This is a genomic window from Pseudarthrobacter cellobiosi (assembly GCF_023913815.1).
In the GTDB taxonomy this organism is placed as follows: domain Bacteria; phylum Actinomycetota; class Actinomycetes; order Actinomycetales; family Micrococcaceae; genus Arthrobacter; species Arthrobacter cellobiosi.
In genome coordinates this window covers 118,167-134,726 of record NZ_JAMXBK010000021.1, presented here as the reverse complement: position 1 = coordinate 134,726, position 16,560 = coordinate 118,167, and the positions used below count along the sequence as shown (strand labels likewise).

Genomic DNA, 16,560 nt, shown 5'->3' with positions numbered 1-16,560 from the left:
AGCAGTCGTAAAATACTGTGCTGAGACGGGCGTATGTGAGGGCGCAAGGCCAAGCTTTGAGACTGTCTACGCCGCAGTGACGAGATACTGCCAAGACACCACGTGCCGTGGAGCTGACGGTACTAACGGGCAGGACGCGCCCGCCTTGACTGATGCACATATACAAGCTCAGATTATTGCTTACTGCGCCGCTAATCAGTGCATAGGGGCTGACGGTTCTGATGGTTCAAACGGGCAAGCTGGCCTTCCAGGGCAAGCCGGCCGATCCCCAGTTATATCTTGCGTCATCCGTTCAACTACTACCGTCGATGCCCAGTACGTGGCGTGGAAGTATGCGGATGAGACTGACGATCAATACAAAGACCTCTATGAATTGCATGTCGGGGACAAGTGCCCAGAACCAGTCGATCTAAGAGAGGCACCACAGCAACCATAAACGGAGACATCATGAATGAGCTACCAATATCTAACGCAATGGGATAGTCCCAACTTCACACCAGCGAACCAGACGGCGCAGTCTTGGGGAGTAAATAGGCAAATCAAAGAGATAGCTATTCACTGGTGGAACGCACCCAATAGCGGCGCAACCTTTGAAGGGGTCGTCGGGGGATTCCTCAAACCAGGAGGACTGTCAGCGCACTACGTCGCTACTGGCAGCGGACGCCGCGTGGCTTGCCTCGTAGATCCAACGCACAACTCCTGGGCAACTGGTCCCGGCAACCCCTATACGATCTCGATCGAATGTGATCCCGCCCAGAGTGATGCAGACTTCGATGTCATCGCTGAACTGATCGCTGACATTCGTTCTGCCTATGGTGATCTGCCTCTTGTCGCGCACAACAAGTACGTCAACACCCGCTGTACTCCGTACGACCTTGGCCGGCTCGACAGGGAAGCTCGCAACAAGTTCTCCCACGCGACTGATTGGGGGAAGGGCGGAACAGTTACGGCACCGACTCCAAAGGTAACGGCTGCTCAGATTGCTGCTGCTTACCTAGAAGTGCTTGAGCGGACTTACGACCAAGGCGGTATGGATACGTACCTAGGTAGCGGATTCGACATCGAACGCATCAAGAATGAACTCCGAAACTCCAATGAGTACGCGGATCTAAAGGTACGCAAGGCTCAGGCTTCTCAAGCGGCCTTGGATGCGGCTAAGAAAGCTGCTGAAGAACAAGCACGACTGGATGCTGAACGTGCAGAGCGGGACCGTGCATCTTCTGTTGCCGACGCCGCTGCCCAAGCAGCCAAGGATGAAGCGCTAGTTCTAGCCAGAGAGAACAACAACCTGCTCAAGCAAATATGGGCAGCTATCAAACGAATATTTAACCTAGGAGCATAGACATGAAACCATCGTCACAATTTTGGAACACCAACGTAGGCAAAACTTTGAAGGCTGCGGCATGGTCAGCTGCATCAGCAGTCCTGGCCTACATCATCACAGCAACGACTAACGATCCTGAGCTGTTCGGTCCGATGACTGTCTTCATCAACGCGGCGCTTGTGTTCGTACAGAAGACGTTCCTGAGCCAAGATACGCCGAATATATAGCCTGTGAGGCTGTCAGAAGCCGCGCATGGCTCGCTAGCTTCGAAAACGACTAAGTACCGACTTCAAAGCCCTAAGCATCGACTTAGGGCTTTTGTGTGTAGTGTTATTACATGGCAAAGACTACGATCACGAAAATTACCGATGACCTTGATGGCTCGGACAACGCATCCTCCTACACATTCTCCTGGGGTAAAGACCAATATGAGATTGATCTGAGCGAGAAGAACGTCAAGGAACTCGAAGACTTCCTCGGCAAGTACATCGACGTTGCTTCCAAGGAAACTGCCCGACTTCCTCGCGAACGTAGCGCTTCATCATCAGCTCCTAAGAGCAACAAGGAGTACTTGACCAAAGTGCGATCCTGGGCATCTCAGAATGGACATGAAGTAAACGCTCGCGGGCGCGTGGCTCAGTCTGTGATAGATGCGTATGAAAAGGCAGCTCACTAAGAGTCTCGTCCCCACGGTGTTATACCGATGTTTGGTCGCTGCGCCTTCGGTGTCGTAGCGGCCATTCGTCGTTCTGTCTCCTGACGCTCGATGTCAGAGACACGCCGTCCGTACTTATCGTTGGAGCGCAGGGTAGCTGCTTTAGCAGTGCCGGCCTTTTTCGCTGGTGGCAACGTCTTGATCGTTACTGGTGAGCTGATACCGCTGTCAGTGTTGATACGAGCGATTGCCTGGTAGGCCTTGAGGTTCGTGATGTCCGACTTATCTACAGCCCTAGACCCGAACTCGTGCTGCCAGATGTTCGCACCTTCGGCGTTGGTCTGGAAGATAATCTTGGTCCTGGCGTTCGCCTTGATGGCCTGAGACAGGTTTTGCGGCAAGCGCTCGACGTACTGCGTGGCCAGCACCATGCCCAGCTTGAATTTACGAGCCAGCGCCAAGACGTCATCAAAGCCCATAGGGATGTCGGCAAACATCTGGAATTCATCGAGATAGACGTAGTTCTCTTTCTCTACCGGCACCCGCTGGGCGGCCTCCCATATGGCGTTGAACAGCAGGGTTCCGACGATCTCCGCTGATTCCTTCGGCACACCAGCCAAGTTCACGAGCAGGATCTTGTTCTGACGGATGATGTCTTCTGCCTGGAACGACGAGATGCTTTGCCCGAACAAGTAGCGCGGTTCTACTCGGCCAATGATCTGCCAGATACGGTTCTCGACTACTCCTGCATGCTGAACGCGTTCGCTTTCCTTGAGCTGATTCCAGCGCTGCCAGAACTTGACCAGCTCCCTGTCTTTGACGCCCTTCATAATCCCGTCCGCCCAGGCCTTTTCCGCAGCGTCCTTTGGTGAGATGAGAGGCGACAAGTCATTAAACGTCAGCCCCTTCACGGTGGCGAGTGTCATGAGGCCGTGGAACATCAGCTCGCGGAACCAGACGCCGTTGTCCTTGTACTTGAACTGGAACAGCTCCACCAGCTCATCAATGACCGTCCTTGGGTTGCCCTGGTCTAGCAGGTTGAAACCGACGGGATAGAGGCCGTTGCTGAAGTCGATGATGACCACATCGTCCAAGCGGTTGTGGGGTACGTAGTCCAGCACGTCGTAGAAAAGATCACCTTTAGCTTCGAGGACTATCAGACCGTGGCCGGCTTCCATGTCCTGCTTCGCCATATTCGCCATCAGAGTCGTCTTGCCAACAGATGTAGCCCCTCCGACAAAAACGTGCGTGGCCCCAGCTTTGGGACTCATCGCTATAGGGCGCTCGGTTCCTGGATAGGTAGACAGGCCAAGGATGCGCCCCGCGCGGGGGATAGCTTCATTTGGTGGCAGGTGTCTTGTCGCCCCGCTCGGCAGCCCTGCGATGAGTGGCGAACCTAGAGGCCACGTCATGAAGGACACGAGCTCACTCGCTGATACCTGACAGCCAAACTGCCACGGCGTTGAGGCATAGCTGACGGACTCAGCCAGGGCACGCTTGTTGAAGTTGAAGGCGGGCGCAAAGCGGCCGGTACTAGACAGCGGACGGAAGAACAGTGCAAGCAGATGTTGGCTTCGCCGCTTGGTTGGAGCGTTGACAGCGATTCTGAATGATCCGACAAAGTTGGGTTCATCGAGCTTGGCCTTGAGTAGTGCTATCTGCTCACTAGAAGGCGGCTTAGAACCAAGCAGTGCATCAACCAGCGTCGGCTGCGGTGCAATCGTGCGCGGGGGAGTAGACGGCGCTATGACCCACTGGAAGATAGCTGACTCGTTCTTTTTAAGCTGACCGAGGGTGAGCAACATAGAGGTGGACATACTGAAGCTGTCCTTGACGACAAGCGGGTGGTCAGTCCTACGGATACGGAACTCAGTGGCAATTCCCCAGGCGATAAGGGGTCGCTCTTCATCAGGGATTGCGCCGATACCAGGAATCAAGCCCTGCAGTTGACCGATGATGTAGTCAGCATCCTGTTTCGGCATCGACAGCCGGTGGATGATCTCGCGGTCGTTGGCCCACGTTTCAAGAACAATAGTCGGCATTGTAAGTAGTGACGTCTTGTATAGTGACCCGCTGACTTGTCGCAGCCAGTTCAACAGCTCGGGCGTCTTCAGCTCAGCGGGGAAGGCTATGAGGTAGGTCTTACGCGTCTGATCGAGTTCTGTTTGACTAGCCATCTTTAGTAGCGACACTCCTGCTGATAGAAGCGGAACAAGTGATACGTAAAGAAAAAGCCACGTCATGCCTAGTTTTACTTTGGCACAACGTGGCTTTTTCTACCAGAACTTGCGTCTGGCGTATACCAGTCTGAATAAGAGAATCAAAACGGAAAGCAGGATCAATCCTGCTGAGACGATGCCGATGATGGGCATGTAGGGGGCGATGGCTTCGCTGACGATTCCGATGAGGACGATGACAACGATAAAAAGTGCAACCGCTTCCCAGACCTTACGCACGGCCCCGCTTGCGCATCTCTTTATCCGCTACTTCGCGGATGGCCTCTTCAAAGAGCCCGTCTTCAATCTCTGCGTCGCGCATGCCCTGGCGGATAGCGTGTTTCATGTGCTGCTTGCGATCAAGGCGCTGTCCGCGCTTGGAGGTCAGTGCCCAGTAGCAGAAAATGATGCCGCCGAGCATGACGCCCATGAAAACTACGGCAAATACAAATGTTCCAAATCCATTGCCCACGGTGATTCTCGCTTTCAGTACAGTCGTTCGTCGGTTGTTATCTGTTCGATTACTTCTACCGTGCCGTTAGGAAGCGCCCGTATCACTCGCTGAACCTGTGTGCGGCGTTCGACGTACGGGGCGACTTCTTCTTGGAGTTCTTCTTGGAGCTGCTCCAATCCCTTGCCGTACTTCAGAAGGTGGTAGAGCGCTTGTCCAACTTCATCAGGTGTTACTCGCACCATGTGAGTTCTCTCTATTTAGTTCCCAAACTGCCTTGAAGTTGTGGACTCAAACTAGCAGACATTGCAGAGAGATTGCAAGCACATTGCATCGACCAAGCGTTGTGAGGTTGCATCGACCTTACAGAGACATGGCAGGTAGACTATCGTCATGGTCACACTGGTTGAAAAGATCGAAACTGAACTCCAGGAACTGATCCAGGACGAAGGGTTGCACCCTGCTCGCGTCGGAAGATTTGCCCCCAACATCATGAAAGCAACGGGGACTGATAACTGGAATCACGCCACTGACCGAGTCAAGGCTGAATGCTGGGCTTTGGGGGAGGGCAAGTACGCGGTAGCTCTCAGGGCAGCCTTAGCAATGACTGTCTATGCAGAGTCGTTGACGCTGCGCCGGTCGAACTTGCTGGATTCTGGTGGTTTTCCAGACGTCTCGGAGGCAACTTTGCGGAGGTGGGAAAGGATTGCAATCAAACAGCTGGCGCAACTGCTTGCGGACCGAACCACTGATAGTTCAGGTTTCTCCCCGTGGATGATGGGCACTGACCTCGTTCGTCAAATCGGTCCGCTAAAGCAGAAGCATGACAACCTAATTTCGCGCGTGAGATCGGCCAGAGATACTTTGGCTCGCGCTGCCACCTACGGTAGTCCGCCAATGGATTCGTCAAGTCAGAAAATTCTGCTGGACACGCTCATGACGACGCTGGCCGATCAAGACACCTTACGGCGCGAAGTGAACGTGCTTATCGATGAGCTCAAGGCAGCCGAGGTGCGTGATTTGTCATAGCTAGGACGTCCAGCGAATCTCAACACGGTCAGGGTTGAAGATCCACTGCTTGTAGCGAGCTTTGCCATCGCCTAGCTGTTTCGGGTGAATCAGTATCTTGTCAATCAAGGTATCCACTAGTTGGCGTCTCCAGGCGAGATCTGCCCGGTCCCAAGCTTCACGAACGCTTTGGCCGGCTGGAACTTGGCCGAGGGTGTTGCGGGTCGACTTCTGGTCCAGCTCGCGTCCTAGAGCCTGCAGCCGTGCCGCGGCGGCGACTTTGGCGATCTTGTACTCGTCAAAGGTGATATCGCCGGTTGAGTACAGATTCAAGATTTCCTGTAGACGAAGGCTCTGAGTCTCATGATCGCGCATGAGTGCCTTGAGTTCAGTGGTGTCATTTTTACTACTTGCCAGCAACGCGGCAAGGTCAGGCGTGTCCAAGCGGTACATGATGCAGTCAACGATGAGATCCTCTACAGGGTCCTTCTTGCGCTTCACTTTTCCGCATCCGACCACTTGACCGCGGTGGTCCTTCTTTCGACAAGAAAAGGCGGGGGAGTAACTACCGTCTCGCTGTTGCGCATTGATGATCTTCATACGAGAGTCGCAGAGCCCGCAGAAGACGAAGCCGCTGAGAAGGTGCTTGCGGGCGTACGACCGTTTGCCATAGATTGCTTGGCCTTTCATGATGGCGAGTTGCAGGTCATCCCAAGTGTCCTGCGAGACGAGCGCTGGCCACTGAGCCGGGTACTCGCTGTCGTTATGAACGCGGATAGAAATATTGCGAGGGCGGACAGCGACGTTGCGGACGTTGATAGCTGACCACTTGTTGCCCTTGGCTGTCGGGATAGATCGTGCGTTGAAGTCGAGGGCGATTTCGTTCCAGGAATGGCCAGCAATGAAGCGCTCGATCGACTCACGGACTACTGCGCACTCACGCTCGATGATGACCATGCCGTTTTGCTCGTAGCCATAGGCGCGGTTTCCACCCGAAGGCTTGCCAGCTCTGGCGGCCTGGAGCTTCGCCGCCTTGACTCGGTCCGTTGATGTTTCGACTTCATACGAGGCCCAGGCAGCGAGGGTCTTAGCGACGGCCCGGCCCGCTGGTGTCGTGAGATCAAGCTGACCTGCTTTGACCGTGTAGGTCGCGACATTCAGCGGCTGGCAGACTTCGATGTAGTTCTCGAGGTCAATCGTTCGGCGAAGAAGACGGTCCTGATGCCACACCGCCACAGCGTCGACATCGCCGTTCTTGATGGCCTGTAGAAGTGACTCGTAGCCAGGGCGGTGCTTCCCCGAGTATGCCGAAATGTCGTCATCTCTAAAAATTGCTACCACTTCGCCCTTCAAGCCGGATACTAGGTCGCGACAGTCCGTTACCTGTCGTTCAACTCCAAGGCCCGCCCCGACTCTGTCTCTTGATATGCGACCGTAAATAGCGAACCTCACGGCTGCTGCCTACCGATGATGTTGAGCTGTGCGAACTCGTCGAACAGCTGAATGGCAGCAACGTCGTACATGAGTGCCGCTGCTTCTGGATCATTGCTCATACCTGTGTGGAGAGATCTGCCGTCTATAGTCAGTCGAGCGACGTACTCTTGGCTCTGCTTCCTCCAGTAGATCCCCTTGTAGCCAGTCTTATTGGCGACGGTCCGGTTTCGTATGTTCTGCTGCCGACTGCAGAATCTTAGATTTGATCGTCTGTTATCGAGCGGATCGCCGTTGGCATGATCGATCTCCGTACCTGGTGTGGCGGACATGATGTGCCTATGCAGCAAGAGCGGCGTGTAGTTGCTGCGCCCATTCTTCTGTCCGACGTACTTATATCTCTGGACGTAACCATTAGTTCCGACATGCCACTTGTACGATGCGACGTCTGTTTGCTGCGCCACGTCATCATCGACGATGGCGTACTTTCCATCTCCGCGTATTCCGCTGAGCTTTATCCTTTTCATTTGATTGCTTGCCTGCTTTCTGTGCATAAGTATACAGAAGAATGAATAGTGATACAATTGTGATGCCGTCCCATCGCTTGCCTGCATGGGGCGGTTTCTTGTCTTTGAGTGGGGTGTGCTTGGGGAGTTCGTGCTGAGGCCCCGGAATACGAACGGCGCGTCCTGGACGCCCTTCGCCAGCCCCTGGAGAGCGGGGAGCTGGTCATTCACCGCTCGGCAGGAACGGCGGCCTACCCTGCCCGGTTCCAGCTGGTCCTTGCCGCCAATCCCTGTCCGTGCGGCAAGGCTTCGGGAAAGGGCCTGGACTGCACGTGTACGCCTATGATGCGGCGCCGCTACGTGGCCAGGATGTCCGGTCCGCTGCTGGACCGGGTGGATATCCAGCTTCAGGTGGAGCGCGTGTCACTGGCCGACTTCGGCCAGGCGGGCGCCGAAGAAGACACAGCGGCCGTGGCACGGAGGGTCGGCGACGCACGCCGGCGGCAGGCCGAACGGCTGCAGCCGCTGGGAATGGAAACGAACTCGCAGGTGCCCGGCCGGATTCTGCGCGGCGCCCTGCGGTTGCCGGCCGGCGCCACGCGGATCCTGGACCACTCACTGGAACGGGGCGTGCTGACCGCCAGGGGTTATGACAGGGTTCTCCGGCTGGCCTGGACCCTGGCGGACCTGTCGCACCGCGACGTGCCCGACACCAACGACATCGGCCAGGCCCTTGGCCTCCGGCAGGCTGCCTCGGCAGCTGCGTGAAGGAAGAAACCACATGGACAACGAACGGATCGTCCGGGCCGCCCTGTCGCGGCTCATGGAACCGCAGGACGCGGCCGGGCTGGCCCTCGTACAGGCCACCGGCGCACCCGACGCCTTGAAAATCGCCACGGGCCAGGCGGCCGCCGGCCCGGCACTGGAGCGGGAGATCAGCGGACTGCTGGCGGACAACGGCGCCGGAACCAGCTGGGCGGGGATGGCTGCCTCCCTCAAACGCTGGGCTCCCCGCATTCCGGATCTGGCGCCCGAGCGTGACCTGGCCACCATGGCACGCCTTGGCGGCCGGCTGATTATCCCGTCGGATGATCTCTGGCCTGCCCAGCTCGGGGACCTTGGGATGCAGGAGCCCATCTGTCTGTGGTGGCGGGGCCTGGAACAGGAGCTTCCCGGTCCGGCCCGGAGCGTGGCGCTGGTGGGGTCCCGCGACAGCACCAGCTACGGCGCCTCGGTGACCGGGGACCTCGCCTACTCCCTGGCTCAGCGGGGCTTCACCGTGGTTTCCGGGGGCGCGTACGGCATCGACGCCCACGCGCACCGGGCAGCACTGGCCGGGGGATCAGCGGCGGTGCCTACCATCGCGGTGATGGCTGGTGGTGTGGACCGGTTCTACCCGTCCGGCAACGAGGATCTCCTGCGGGCGGTCTGCAACCAGGGAGCGGTGCTCGCAGAGGTGCCGCCGGGGTCGGCGCCCACCCGCTACCGCTTTCTCCAGCGGAACAGGCTGATCGCGGCCTTGGCCGCTGTGACGGTGGTGGTGGAAGCGCGCTGGCGGTCCGGTGCGCTGAACACGGCCCACCACGCGGAGACGCTTGGCCGGGCGGTGGGAGCTGTGCCGGGGTCCGTGAACAGCGCCAACTCCGCCGGCTGCCACCGGCTGCTCCGGGATGGCGGGGCTGTCTGCGTGACTGACGCGGCGGAGATCGCCGAACTGGCCTCCCCAAGCGGCGTGGGGCTTGCGGCGCCCGGGACAGCGCATGCGGCCGACCATGACGGACTGACCTTGGAGGATCTGATCCTTCTTGACGCCCTGCCGCTGCGGTCCACCACGTCCGTGGACAAGCTCTGCGCAGTTGCCGGCCTCAGTGCGGACTCCGTGCGGGCCGGGTTGGGCAGGCTAGGCCTGCTGGGGCTCGCAGCTTCAGAAAGGGGAGGCTGGAAACGGGCCAAGGAATTAGCGTAGTTGCCTGTGTCCGGGACGGGATTCCCGCGGAGTTCTGGGACAGTTGAAAAGTGCAGAATCAGGAACTGTCCCGGGCGTTTGAGCAGGCACTTGCAGACTTCGGTAGATACCTGACCGCCGAGCGGGCCCGGTCCGGGCATACGCTTCGGGCATACCTGTCCGATCTTCGAAGCCTCCTGGAATACGCCGCCTCCGAGGGCGTTACGGATCTGCCGGGCCTGGAGCTGGGCACTCTCCGACGCTGGCTCGGGGCGCAGAGCCAGGCCGGGATATCCCGGGCCACCCTTGCGCGGAGATCGGCCACAGCGCGTTCCTTCACCACGTGGGCCATGCGGGAAGAACTCATCGAGACCGACCCTGCCCTCCGTCTCAGGGCTCCCAAAGCGGACAAGTCACTGCCCGGGGTGCTGCAGTCCCAACAACTCCTCAGGCTGCTGAACAGTCTGGAAGAAGCCGCGGCTGACGGGTCACCGGTTCCGGTGCGCAACCGGGCCATGGTGGAGCTCCTATACGCCACGGGGCTACGGGTGGGGGAGCTGGCCGCCTTGGATGTGGACGATCTCAACCCGGACCGCCGGACCCTGCGGGTGGTCGGCAAGGGCAACAAGGAACGGACGGTTCCCTACGGCGTCCCGGCAGCTGTAGCGGTCGACGACTGGCTCCGCAGGGCCAGGCCGCTCCTGGCGACGGGCCACAGCGGACCGGCGCTTTTCCTGGGCGCCAGAGGAAACCGAGTTGACCAGCGTCAGGTCAGGACCGTGGTGAATGCTCTCTTCGAAGCTTTGGGCGACACCTCAGCAACCGGTCCGCACGCGCTAAGGCATACTGCGGCAACGCACCTGCTCGATGGCGGCGCGGATCTTCGTGCGGTCCAGGAAATCCTGGGCCACAGCAGCCTCGCCACCACGCAGATCTACACCCATGTGTCCGTTGAGCGGCTCCGGAGCAGCTACCAGCAGGCCCATCCCCGGGCCTGAGAGCCGGGGATTCCCGCCAACGCGGGGTAATTCCAGGACCGTGCCACCCGTGGCGAATCGCACTGGCGTAATTACGCGGCGTACGGCACAATAAGAGTCACGTCCGGCAACTTTCAAGTTTCGCGTGAAGCTCTTTCGCTTCGTGCGTTACCGCAAGTCCGGACACAGCTTAATAATCAGGCAGGGAACACCGCCGCTGGAACATACAGCACCGGGCAGTTTCATCCAGGCAGAGGTCGTTGGGGAAGACGTACCTACAGCTATGGAGGATGGAATGTCTGTTGCAATGACCCGCGGTGTGCTGTTTGTTCACTCAGCCCCTACAGCACTGTGTCCGCACGTTGAGTGGGCCATTGGATCCGTCGTGGACAAGCGGACGGATCTAGAGTGGACCCCTCAGCCTGCCGCGCCCGGAATGTTCCGCGCCGAGCTCTCCTGGACAGGAACCCCGGGTACCGGATCGCTGCTGGCTTCCTCCCTTCGCGGCTGGGCCCATCTGCGCTACGAGGTCACTGAAGAGCCGAGCCAGGGCGTTGACGGCGGCCGCTGGTCGCATACCCCCGAATTGGGGATCTTCCATGCCACCACGGACGTCCACGGCAACATCATGGTCTCAGAGGACCGCATCCGTTACGCCTACGAATCGGGCGCCGGCGATCCTTCGGCCGTGTATCATGAGCTCTCCCTGGCCTTGGGTGAGGCGTGGGACGAGGAACTTGAACCGTTCCGCCACGCAGCCGAGGGCGCACCGGTCCGCTGGCTGCACCAGGTGGGCTGACCGCCGTCGGACATCACTCTGTCGTACTTCCTCTCCGCTGTCCCGGCATAAGCCGTGCCGGATCGGAATGCGGGGCTCCATAGCAAAAGCAGAGGCCCCGCCACATGGCGGGGCCTCTGCTTCGTCTGCGGTACATGCTGTTCCCGCGCTGCCGTTAGATGCTGCGGACAGCGATCACGGCGTTGTGGCCGCCGAAGCCGAACGAGTTGCTCAGCGCCACGATGTCGCCTGCCGGCAGATCCCTCGCCGACGTGACGACGTCGAGCGGGATCTCCGGGTCCTGGTTCTCCAGGTTGATAGTGACCGGGGCCTTGCGGTGGTAGACGGCCAGCACGGTGAGTACTGCCTCCACGGCACCGGACGCGCCCAGGAGGTGGCCCATCTGTGACTTGGTGGCGGACACTGCGACGTTGTCGAGGTGGTTCCCCAGCGATGCGCGGAGGGCCGTGTACTCGGGCTTGTCACCTACGGGAGTGGAGGTGGCGTGCGCGTTGACATGGACAACGTCCTCGGCCTGGATCCGGCCGTCGAACATCGCTGCCTTCAGCGCGCGGGTGGCGCCCAGGCCCTGCGGGTCCGGGGCGGTGATGTGGTAGGCGTCGGCCGTCACGGAGGTGCCGGCCAGTTCGGCGTAGATGCGGGCGCCGCGGGCAATGGCATGCTCCTCAGCCTCAAGCACCAGCGCACCGGCGCCTTCGCCCATCACAAAGCCGTCGCGGCCCAGATCGTACGGGCGTGAGGCGCCCTGGGGGTCATCGTTGCGGCGGGAAAGCGCCTGCATGGACGAGAACGCGGCCAGGGGCATGGGGTGAATGGCCGCCTCGGCGCCGCCGCACATCACGACGTCGGCCTTGCCGGAGCGGATCAGCTCCAGGCCCAGGTGAAGGGCCTCGGTGCCCGACGCGCAGGCCGAAACAGGCGTGTGGGCGCCGGCGCGGGCGCCAAGGTCAAGGCTGACGGCTGCTGCGACGCCGTTGGGCATCAGCATGGGCACCGTCATGGGCAGGACGCGGCGCGGGCCCTTTTCCTTCAGCGTGTCCCACGCGTCCAGCAGCGTCCAGACGCCGCCGATGCCGGTGGCGAAGGCGACGGCAAGGCGGTCGGGGTCAATCTCGGTGATGCCGGAATCGGCCCAGGCTTCACGGGAGGCGATGACGCCGAACTGGGTGGACGGGTCCATCCGCTTGGCCTCAACGCGGCTCAGGACCGACAGTGCCGGAGTGGAGCAGCGGGCGGCGAAGTGGACCGGCAGTTCGTACTTGGCGACCCATTCGTCTTCCAGCGTGCGGGCACCGGAGACCCCCTTCAGCGCGTTGTTCCACATGGTGGGTACGTCGCCGCCGATGGGCGTGGTAGCACCCAGACCGGTAATGACTACTTTGCGTGTCATTGGATCACTCTCTGTCGGTGGGCAGGCCGTATCCGGTTGTCCGGCGGGGTCCCGCGTGTGGGGCAGCTGGCTGCCGAAAAATGTGGTGGACTGCCGGTCCGGCCTGAGCACGGACCGGCAGTCCAGTCAGCCATAAGGGGCTGAAGCCTTGGCTAGGCCTGAGCGCCGGCGATGAAGCTGACGGCGTCGCCCACGGTCTTGAGGTTCTTGACCTCTTCGTCCGGGATACGCACGCCGAACTTCTCTTCGGCGTTGACCACGATGGTCATCATGGAGATGGAGTCGATGTCCAGGTCCTCGGTGAAGGACTTGTCCAGTTCCACAGCCTCGGGGGCAAGGCCGGTTTCTTCGTTGACGATTTCAGCCAAGCCGGCCAGGATCTCTTCGTTGCTAGCCATTGATGGCTCCTTTTCTTGTTATTGCCGGCAGGGGATGCCGGAAACGGTGCAGTCCGCGGATGCGGCCTGTATGGGGCGTTCCTAAGGAAGGACGATTACCTGGGCACCGAAGACCAACCCGGCGCCGAAGCCGATCTGGAGTGCGAGGCCGCCGCTGAGCTCAGGGTTTTCCTTGAGCAGGCGGTGGGTGGCCAGGGGGATGGAGGCCGCCGAGGTGTTTCCGGCATCGGCGATGTCCCGGGCCACGGTGACGGATTCGGGAAGTTTCAGTTTTTTGACCATCTCGTCGATGATCCGCATGTTGGCCTGGTGCGGGATGAACGCAACAAGGTCTTCAGCCTGGACACCAGCGGCCTCCAAAGCCTGCTGTGCCATCTTGGCCATTTCCCAGACCGCCCAGCGGAAGACGGTCTGCCCGTCCTGGCGGAGTGTGGGGTAGAGCTCCTGCGCTTCTTCGAGCAGGGCAAAGTCGCCGGGCTCGTCGGACTGGCGGGCCGCCATGCTGAGGTCGCGAACATCCAGCATGGAACGCGTCATGCCGATGGCGTCCCACTTGCTTCCGTCCGAACCCCACACCGAGGGTCCGATTCCGGGGGTGTCCGAGGGGCCGATCACAACAGCGCCCGCGCCGTCGCCCAGCAGGAAGGAGATGGTGCGTTCCCGGTTGTCGATGACGTCGGAAAGCTTCTCCGCGCCAACCACCAACACGTACGTGGCCGTGCCGGCGCGGACTAAGGCATCAGCCTGGGCGATGCCGTAGCAGTACCCGGCGCAGGCGGCCGAGATATCGAAGGCCGGAGCCGGCGTCGCACCGATGCGGTCAGCCAGGGCGGCGGCAGCCGACGGCGTGGCGTACGGGTGGGTGACGGTGGAAACGATGACGGCACCCAGCTGGGAGGCTTCGATGCCTGCCTGCTGCAGGGCCTCCCGGGCAGCGCCCTCTGCCATGTCGATGACGCTGACGTCGGCGGCGGCCCGGTGACGGGTCACGATGCCGGTCCGCTGGCGGATCCATTCGTCCGAGGAATCAATCCACTGGCAGACGTCGTCGTTGGTGACGATGACGTCAGGCCGGAATGCGCCGAGGCCGATGATGCGGCTGTATTCGTTGACGGGAACCTGTTTCAGCGTGGGAACGCTCATGCATTTCCCTCCAGTTCTGCGAAGAGTGCCAGTGCGGCCGTGAGGTCGTCCGGGGTTTTGACTGCAACGGTCTTGACGCCGGGCATGCCGCGCTTGGCGAGCCCGGCCAGGGTGCCGGCCGGGGCCAGCTCAATGACACCGGTGACGCCGCGCTGCACAAGGGTTTCCATGCAGAGGTCCCAGCGGACCGGCCGCGAGACCTGCGCGATGAGGCTCTCGACGGCGGCGCCGCCGTCGGTGACTTCCCGGCCGTCAAAGTTGGACAGCAGGGGCACCTGCGGCTTCTGCGGCTTGAGGCTGGGCTTGAGCGACTCGAGGGCGCTCACGGCGGGTGACATGTGGGAGGTGTGGAACGCCCCGGCCACCTTCAGCGGGATGACGCGCGCCTTGGCCGGAGGGTTGTCCGCCAGGGCCTTGAGCTGTTCGAAGGTTCCGGCTGCCACGGTCTGGCCCGCGCCGTTGACATTGGCCGGTGTCGCGCCGGTAGCCTCGATGGCGGCCAGGACCTCTGCAGGGTCCCCGCCCACCACGGCACTCATGCCGGTGGGGGTTACGGCAGCTGCGGCAGCCATGCTGTTGGCGCGTTCCCGGACGAACGTCATGGCTTCCTGCTCGGTGAGCACGCCGGCGAGGGCCGAGGCGGTGATTTCACCGACGGAGTGGCCGGCAAGGATCACGGGAAGCGTGCCGAGTTCGACGTCGAACAGCGACTTTGCGGCCACCAGCCCGGCGGCAACAATCAGGGGCTGCGCAACGGCGGTGTCCTTGATAGTTTCCTCGTCAGAGGTGGTCCCGTGGGCTGTCAGGTCGATGCCTGCGATCTCACTGAGGGAGGCCAGATGGCCTGCTACCGAAGGCAGTTCCAGCCAAGGGGCCAGAAAACCCGGGGTCTGTGAGCCCTGTCCAGGGCAGACTATTGCAAGCACGTATCCAGCTTTCCAAATTTCGGGGTCATCCAGCGGTGTTTGTCTGCACCAAGCTCAAGGGGTCAGATTGTAGGAAGTCTACAACGACTCACGGCTGGTTCCGCGCCGGATGACGCTCCGCCGGGGCTTTTGGCGGGGCTGAAAGCCGCCCGACTACCAGCGCCGCTTGCAGCACAAACGCCTCCCGGGGGAGGAGCGGATCCCAGCCCGTAACGTCACAGACGCGCTTGAGCCGGTACCTGACGGTGTTGGCGTGGACAAACAATTCGCGGGCAGTAGCCTCAAGGGAATGGCCCAACTCCAGGTAGGTACCCAAGGTCTCGACCAGCCCGTTGGAGGCGGCGACAAGCGGACGGTAGATGTTCTTCACCAGGGAACGGCGCGCCGCTTCGTCACCGGAGATGACGCGTTCCGGCAACAGGTCATCGGCGGCCACGGGCCGGGGAGCGGCGGGCCACGCCCTTGCCGCGGTCAGGCCGGCAAAGGCAGACTGCGCTGATCCGCTGGCCTCCAGCAGGGAGCCGGCTTCCGGGCCGTAGACCACCGGGCCGGGGGCGAACATTTCGCTGAGTTTCAGGTATGCGGTCTCGCGGTCCTGGACGCCGCCAAGGATCAGGATCAGCCGGTCGCCCTGGATGCCCACCAACGCATCCTCGGCGTAGCGGCCTGCCAGGCGGCGCAGTTCGCTGACGTAGCTGGCACTGGGTTCCGACGGCGAATTGCCCACCATCACGGTGAACCTCTCCTGTGCCTTCCAACCCAGCGCGGCGATCCGGGACCGCAGGGCGTCCGTGTTTTCGCCACGGAGGATGGCGTCCACGATCAGCGCTTCCAGCCGCGTATCCCAGGAACCGCGGGACTCGGCCGCCCGCGCGTACACGTCTGCCGCCGCGAAGGCCACTTCCCGTGAGTACCGCAGCACCGCTTCGCGGAGGGAGGGCTGGTCAGCTTCGGGGGCAATGACCGGCACCTGGTCTTCCACCACTTCCACCACGATGCGGATGAGCTGGAGCGCCTTCTGGAGGCTGATGGAGCGCGTCAGCTCGGTGGGGGCCGTCCCAAAAACGTCGGAGAGGATCCACGACGGTGAGCTGGGCCGCTCATACCAGGTGACAAACGCTGCGATGCCGTTTTGCGCCACCATGCCCAGGGCCGAGCGCTCGTCGGAGCTGAGCCGCGAATACCACGGCAGCGACTTCTCCAGCTGGCGAAGGGTGGTGGTGGAGAGCTGGCCCACGCTTGCCCGGAGCTTTTTCAGGGTTTCGGATTTCTCCGGTGTCATGCTGCGCGGCTTGCGCTTCACGGGCGGGGTGGTTGGCTCTGGCATCCTACGAGCATACGGTGCCTGCCCGGCAAGCTCCATTTGTGCAAAGGCTACAACGTTGTTGGAC

General features: G+C 61.0%; 17 protein-coding genes and 1 pseudogene. 8 read left to right on the top strand and 10 right to left on the bottom strand.

Translation table 11 applies throughout. The annotated features are described in order from the left end of the window. Positions 1-451 precede the first annotated feature (451 nt). From NG701_RS07415 to NG701_RS07405, 3 genes are all read left to right on the top strand, one after another. A complete protein-coding gene (locus NG701_RS07415; RefSeq protein WP_252565865.1) occupies positions 452-1,342 on the top strand; it encodes a peptidoglycan recognition protein family protein in 891 nt (296 codons plus the stop codon). Positions 1,343-1,344: 2 nt separating this feature from the next. Continuing rightward, positions 1,345-1,551, top strand: a complete 207-nt coding sequence (locus NG701_RS07410) for a hypothetical protein (protein WP_252565863.1) — start codon at positions 1,345-1,347, stop codon at positions 1,549-1,551. Positions 1,552-1,661: 110 nt separating this feature from the next. Continuing rightward, on the top strand, positions 1,662-2,000 hold the full coding sequence (locus NG701_RS07405; protein WP_252565860.1) for a histone-like nucleoid-structuring protein Lsr2: 339 nt from the start codon (positions 1,662-1,664) through the stop codon (positions 1,998-2,000). On the opposite strand, the gene NG701_RS07400 is transcribed toward NG701_RS07405, so the two are convergent. Genes NG701_RS07400 through NG701_RS07390 form a run of 3 tightly spaced genes read right to left on the bottom strand, consistent with a single transcriptional unit; the run spans position 1,997 to position 4,667 of the window. Beyond that, on the bottom strand, positions 1,997-4,222 hold the full coding sequence (locus NG701_RS07400) for a type IV secretory system conjugative DNA transfer family protein (protein ID WP_252565857.1): 2,226 nt from the start codon (positions 4,220-4,222) through the stop codon (positions 1,997-1,999). The two genes, NG701_RS07405 and NG701_RS07400, sit on opposite strands and share 4 nt — an antisense overlap. A gap of 33 nt (positions 4,223-4,255) precedes the next feature. After that, positions 4,256-4,435, bottom strand: a complete 180-nt coding sequence (locus NG701_RS07395) for a hypothetical protein (RefSeq protein ID WP_252565854.1) — start codon at positions 4,433-4,435, stop codon at positions 4,256-4,258. Continuing rightward, positions 4,428-4,667, bottom strand: a complete 240-nt coding sequence (locus tag NG701_RS07390) for a hypothetical protein (protein WP_252565851.1) — start codon at positions 4,665-4,667, stop codon at positions 4,428-4,430. Before NG701_RS07390 ends, NG701_RS07395 begins: the two co-directional genes overlap by 8 nt. Before the next feature lie 372 nt (positions 4,668-5,039). On the opposite strand from NG701_RS07390, the gene NG701_RS07385 reads away from it, so the two are divergent. Continuing rightward, the gene (locus NG701_RS07385) at positions 5,040-5,675 is read left to right on the top strand and encodes a hypothetical protein (protein ID WP_252565848.1); all 636 of its coding nucleotides are present in this window, start codon (positions 5,040-5,042) and stop codon (positions 5,673-5,675) included. Here the strand turns inward: NG701_RS07385 and NG701_RS21140 are convergent, their stop codons facing one another. Together NG701_RS21140 and NG701_RS07375 are read right to left on the bottom strand one after the other, a co-directional pair. After that, positions 5,676-7,106, bottom strand: coding sequence for a recombinase family protein (locus NG701_RS21140; RefSeq protein ID WP_252565846.1), 1,431 nt, complete (start codon positions 7,104-7,106; stop codon positions 5,676-5,678). After that, complete coding sequence (locus tag NG701_RS07375) at positions 7,103-7,699, bottom strand: HNH endonuclease (protein ID WP_252565843.1); 597 nt, start codon at positions 7,697-7,699, stop codon at positions 7,103-7,105. The genes NG701_RS21140 and NG701_RS07375 overlap by 4 nt, the downstream gene beginning before the upstream one ends. Positions 7,700-7,747: 48 nt before the next feature. On the opposite strand from NG701_RS07375, the pseudogene NG701_RS07370 reads away from it, so the two are divergent. From NG701_RS07370 to NG701_RS07355, 4 genes and pseudogenes are all read left to right on the top strand, one after another. Then, a pseudogene (locus NG701_RS07370) lies at positions 7,748-8,359 on the top strand (ATP-binding protein); the annotation flags it as partial. Between the two features lie 13 nt (positions 8,360-8,372). Beyond that, the gene (gene dprA, locus NG701_RS07365) at positions 8,373-9,557 is read left to right on the top strand and encodes a DNA-processing protein DprA (RefSeq protein ID WP_252565839.1); all 1,185 of its coding nucleotides are present in this window, start codon (positions 8,373-8,375) and stop codon (positions 9,555-9,557) included. A gap of 50 nt (positions 9,558-9,607) precedes the next feature. Then, positions 9,608-10,534, top strand: a complete 927-nt coding sequence (locus NG701_RS07360; RefSeq protein ID WP_252565836.1) for a tyrosine recombinase XerC — start codon at positions 9,608-9,610, stop codon at positions 10,532-10,534. Positions 10,535-10,808: 274 nt separating this feature from the next. Then, positions 10,809-11,312: a DUF3145 domain-containing protein gene (locus NG701_RS07355; protein WP_056349065.1), complete on the top strand. Its 504-nt coding sequence runs from the start codon at positions 10,809-10,811 to the stop codon at positions 11,310-11,312. A gap of 154 nt (positions 11,313-11,466) precedes the next feature. Here the strand turns inward: NG701_RS07355 and NG701_RS07350 are convergent, their stop codons facing one another. The 5 genes from NG701_RS07350 to NG701_RS07330 all read right to left on the bottom strand — a co-directional run bounded on the left by NG701_RS07350 (position 11,467) and on the right by NG701_RS07330 (position 16,496). Continuing rightward, a complete protein-coding gene (locus NG701_RS07350) occupies positions 11,467-12,702 on the bottom strand; it encodes a beta-ketoacyl-[acyl-carrier-protein] synthase family protein (RefSeq protein WP_056349063.1) in 1,236 nt (411 codons plus the stop codon). A 152-nt stretch (positions 12,703-12,854) separates the two neighbouring features. Beyond that, positions 12,855-13,100: an acyl carrier protein gene (locus tag NG701_RS07345; protein ID WP_009359314.1), complete on the bottom strand. Its 246-nt coding sequence runs from the start codon at positions 13,098-13,100 to the stop codon at positions 12,855-12,857. 81 nt (positions 13,101-13,181) lie between these two features. Then, a complete protein-coding gene (locus NG701_RS07340; RefSeq protein ID WP_252565833.1) occupies positions 13,182-14,243 on the bottom strand; it encodes a beta-ketoacyl-ACP synthase III in 1,062 nt (353 codons plus the stop codon). Continuing rightward, positions 14,240-15,169, bottom strand: a complete 930-nt coding sequence (locus tag NG701_RS07335) for an ACP S-malonyltransferase (RefSeq protein ID WP_252565830.1) — start codon at positions 15,167-15,169, stop codon at positions 14,240-14,242. The genes NG701_RS07340 and NG701_RS07335 overlap by 4 nt, the downstream gene beginning before the upstream one ends. An 88-nt stretch (positions 15,170-15,257) precedes the next feature. After that, positions 15,258-16,496, bottom strand: coding sequence for a PucR family transcriptional regulator (locus NG701_RS07330; protein ID WP_252565827.1), 1,239 nt, complete (start codon positions 16,494-16,496; stop codon positions 15,258-15,260). Positions 16,497-16,560 lie beyond the last annotated feature (64 nt).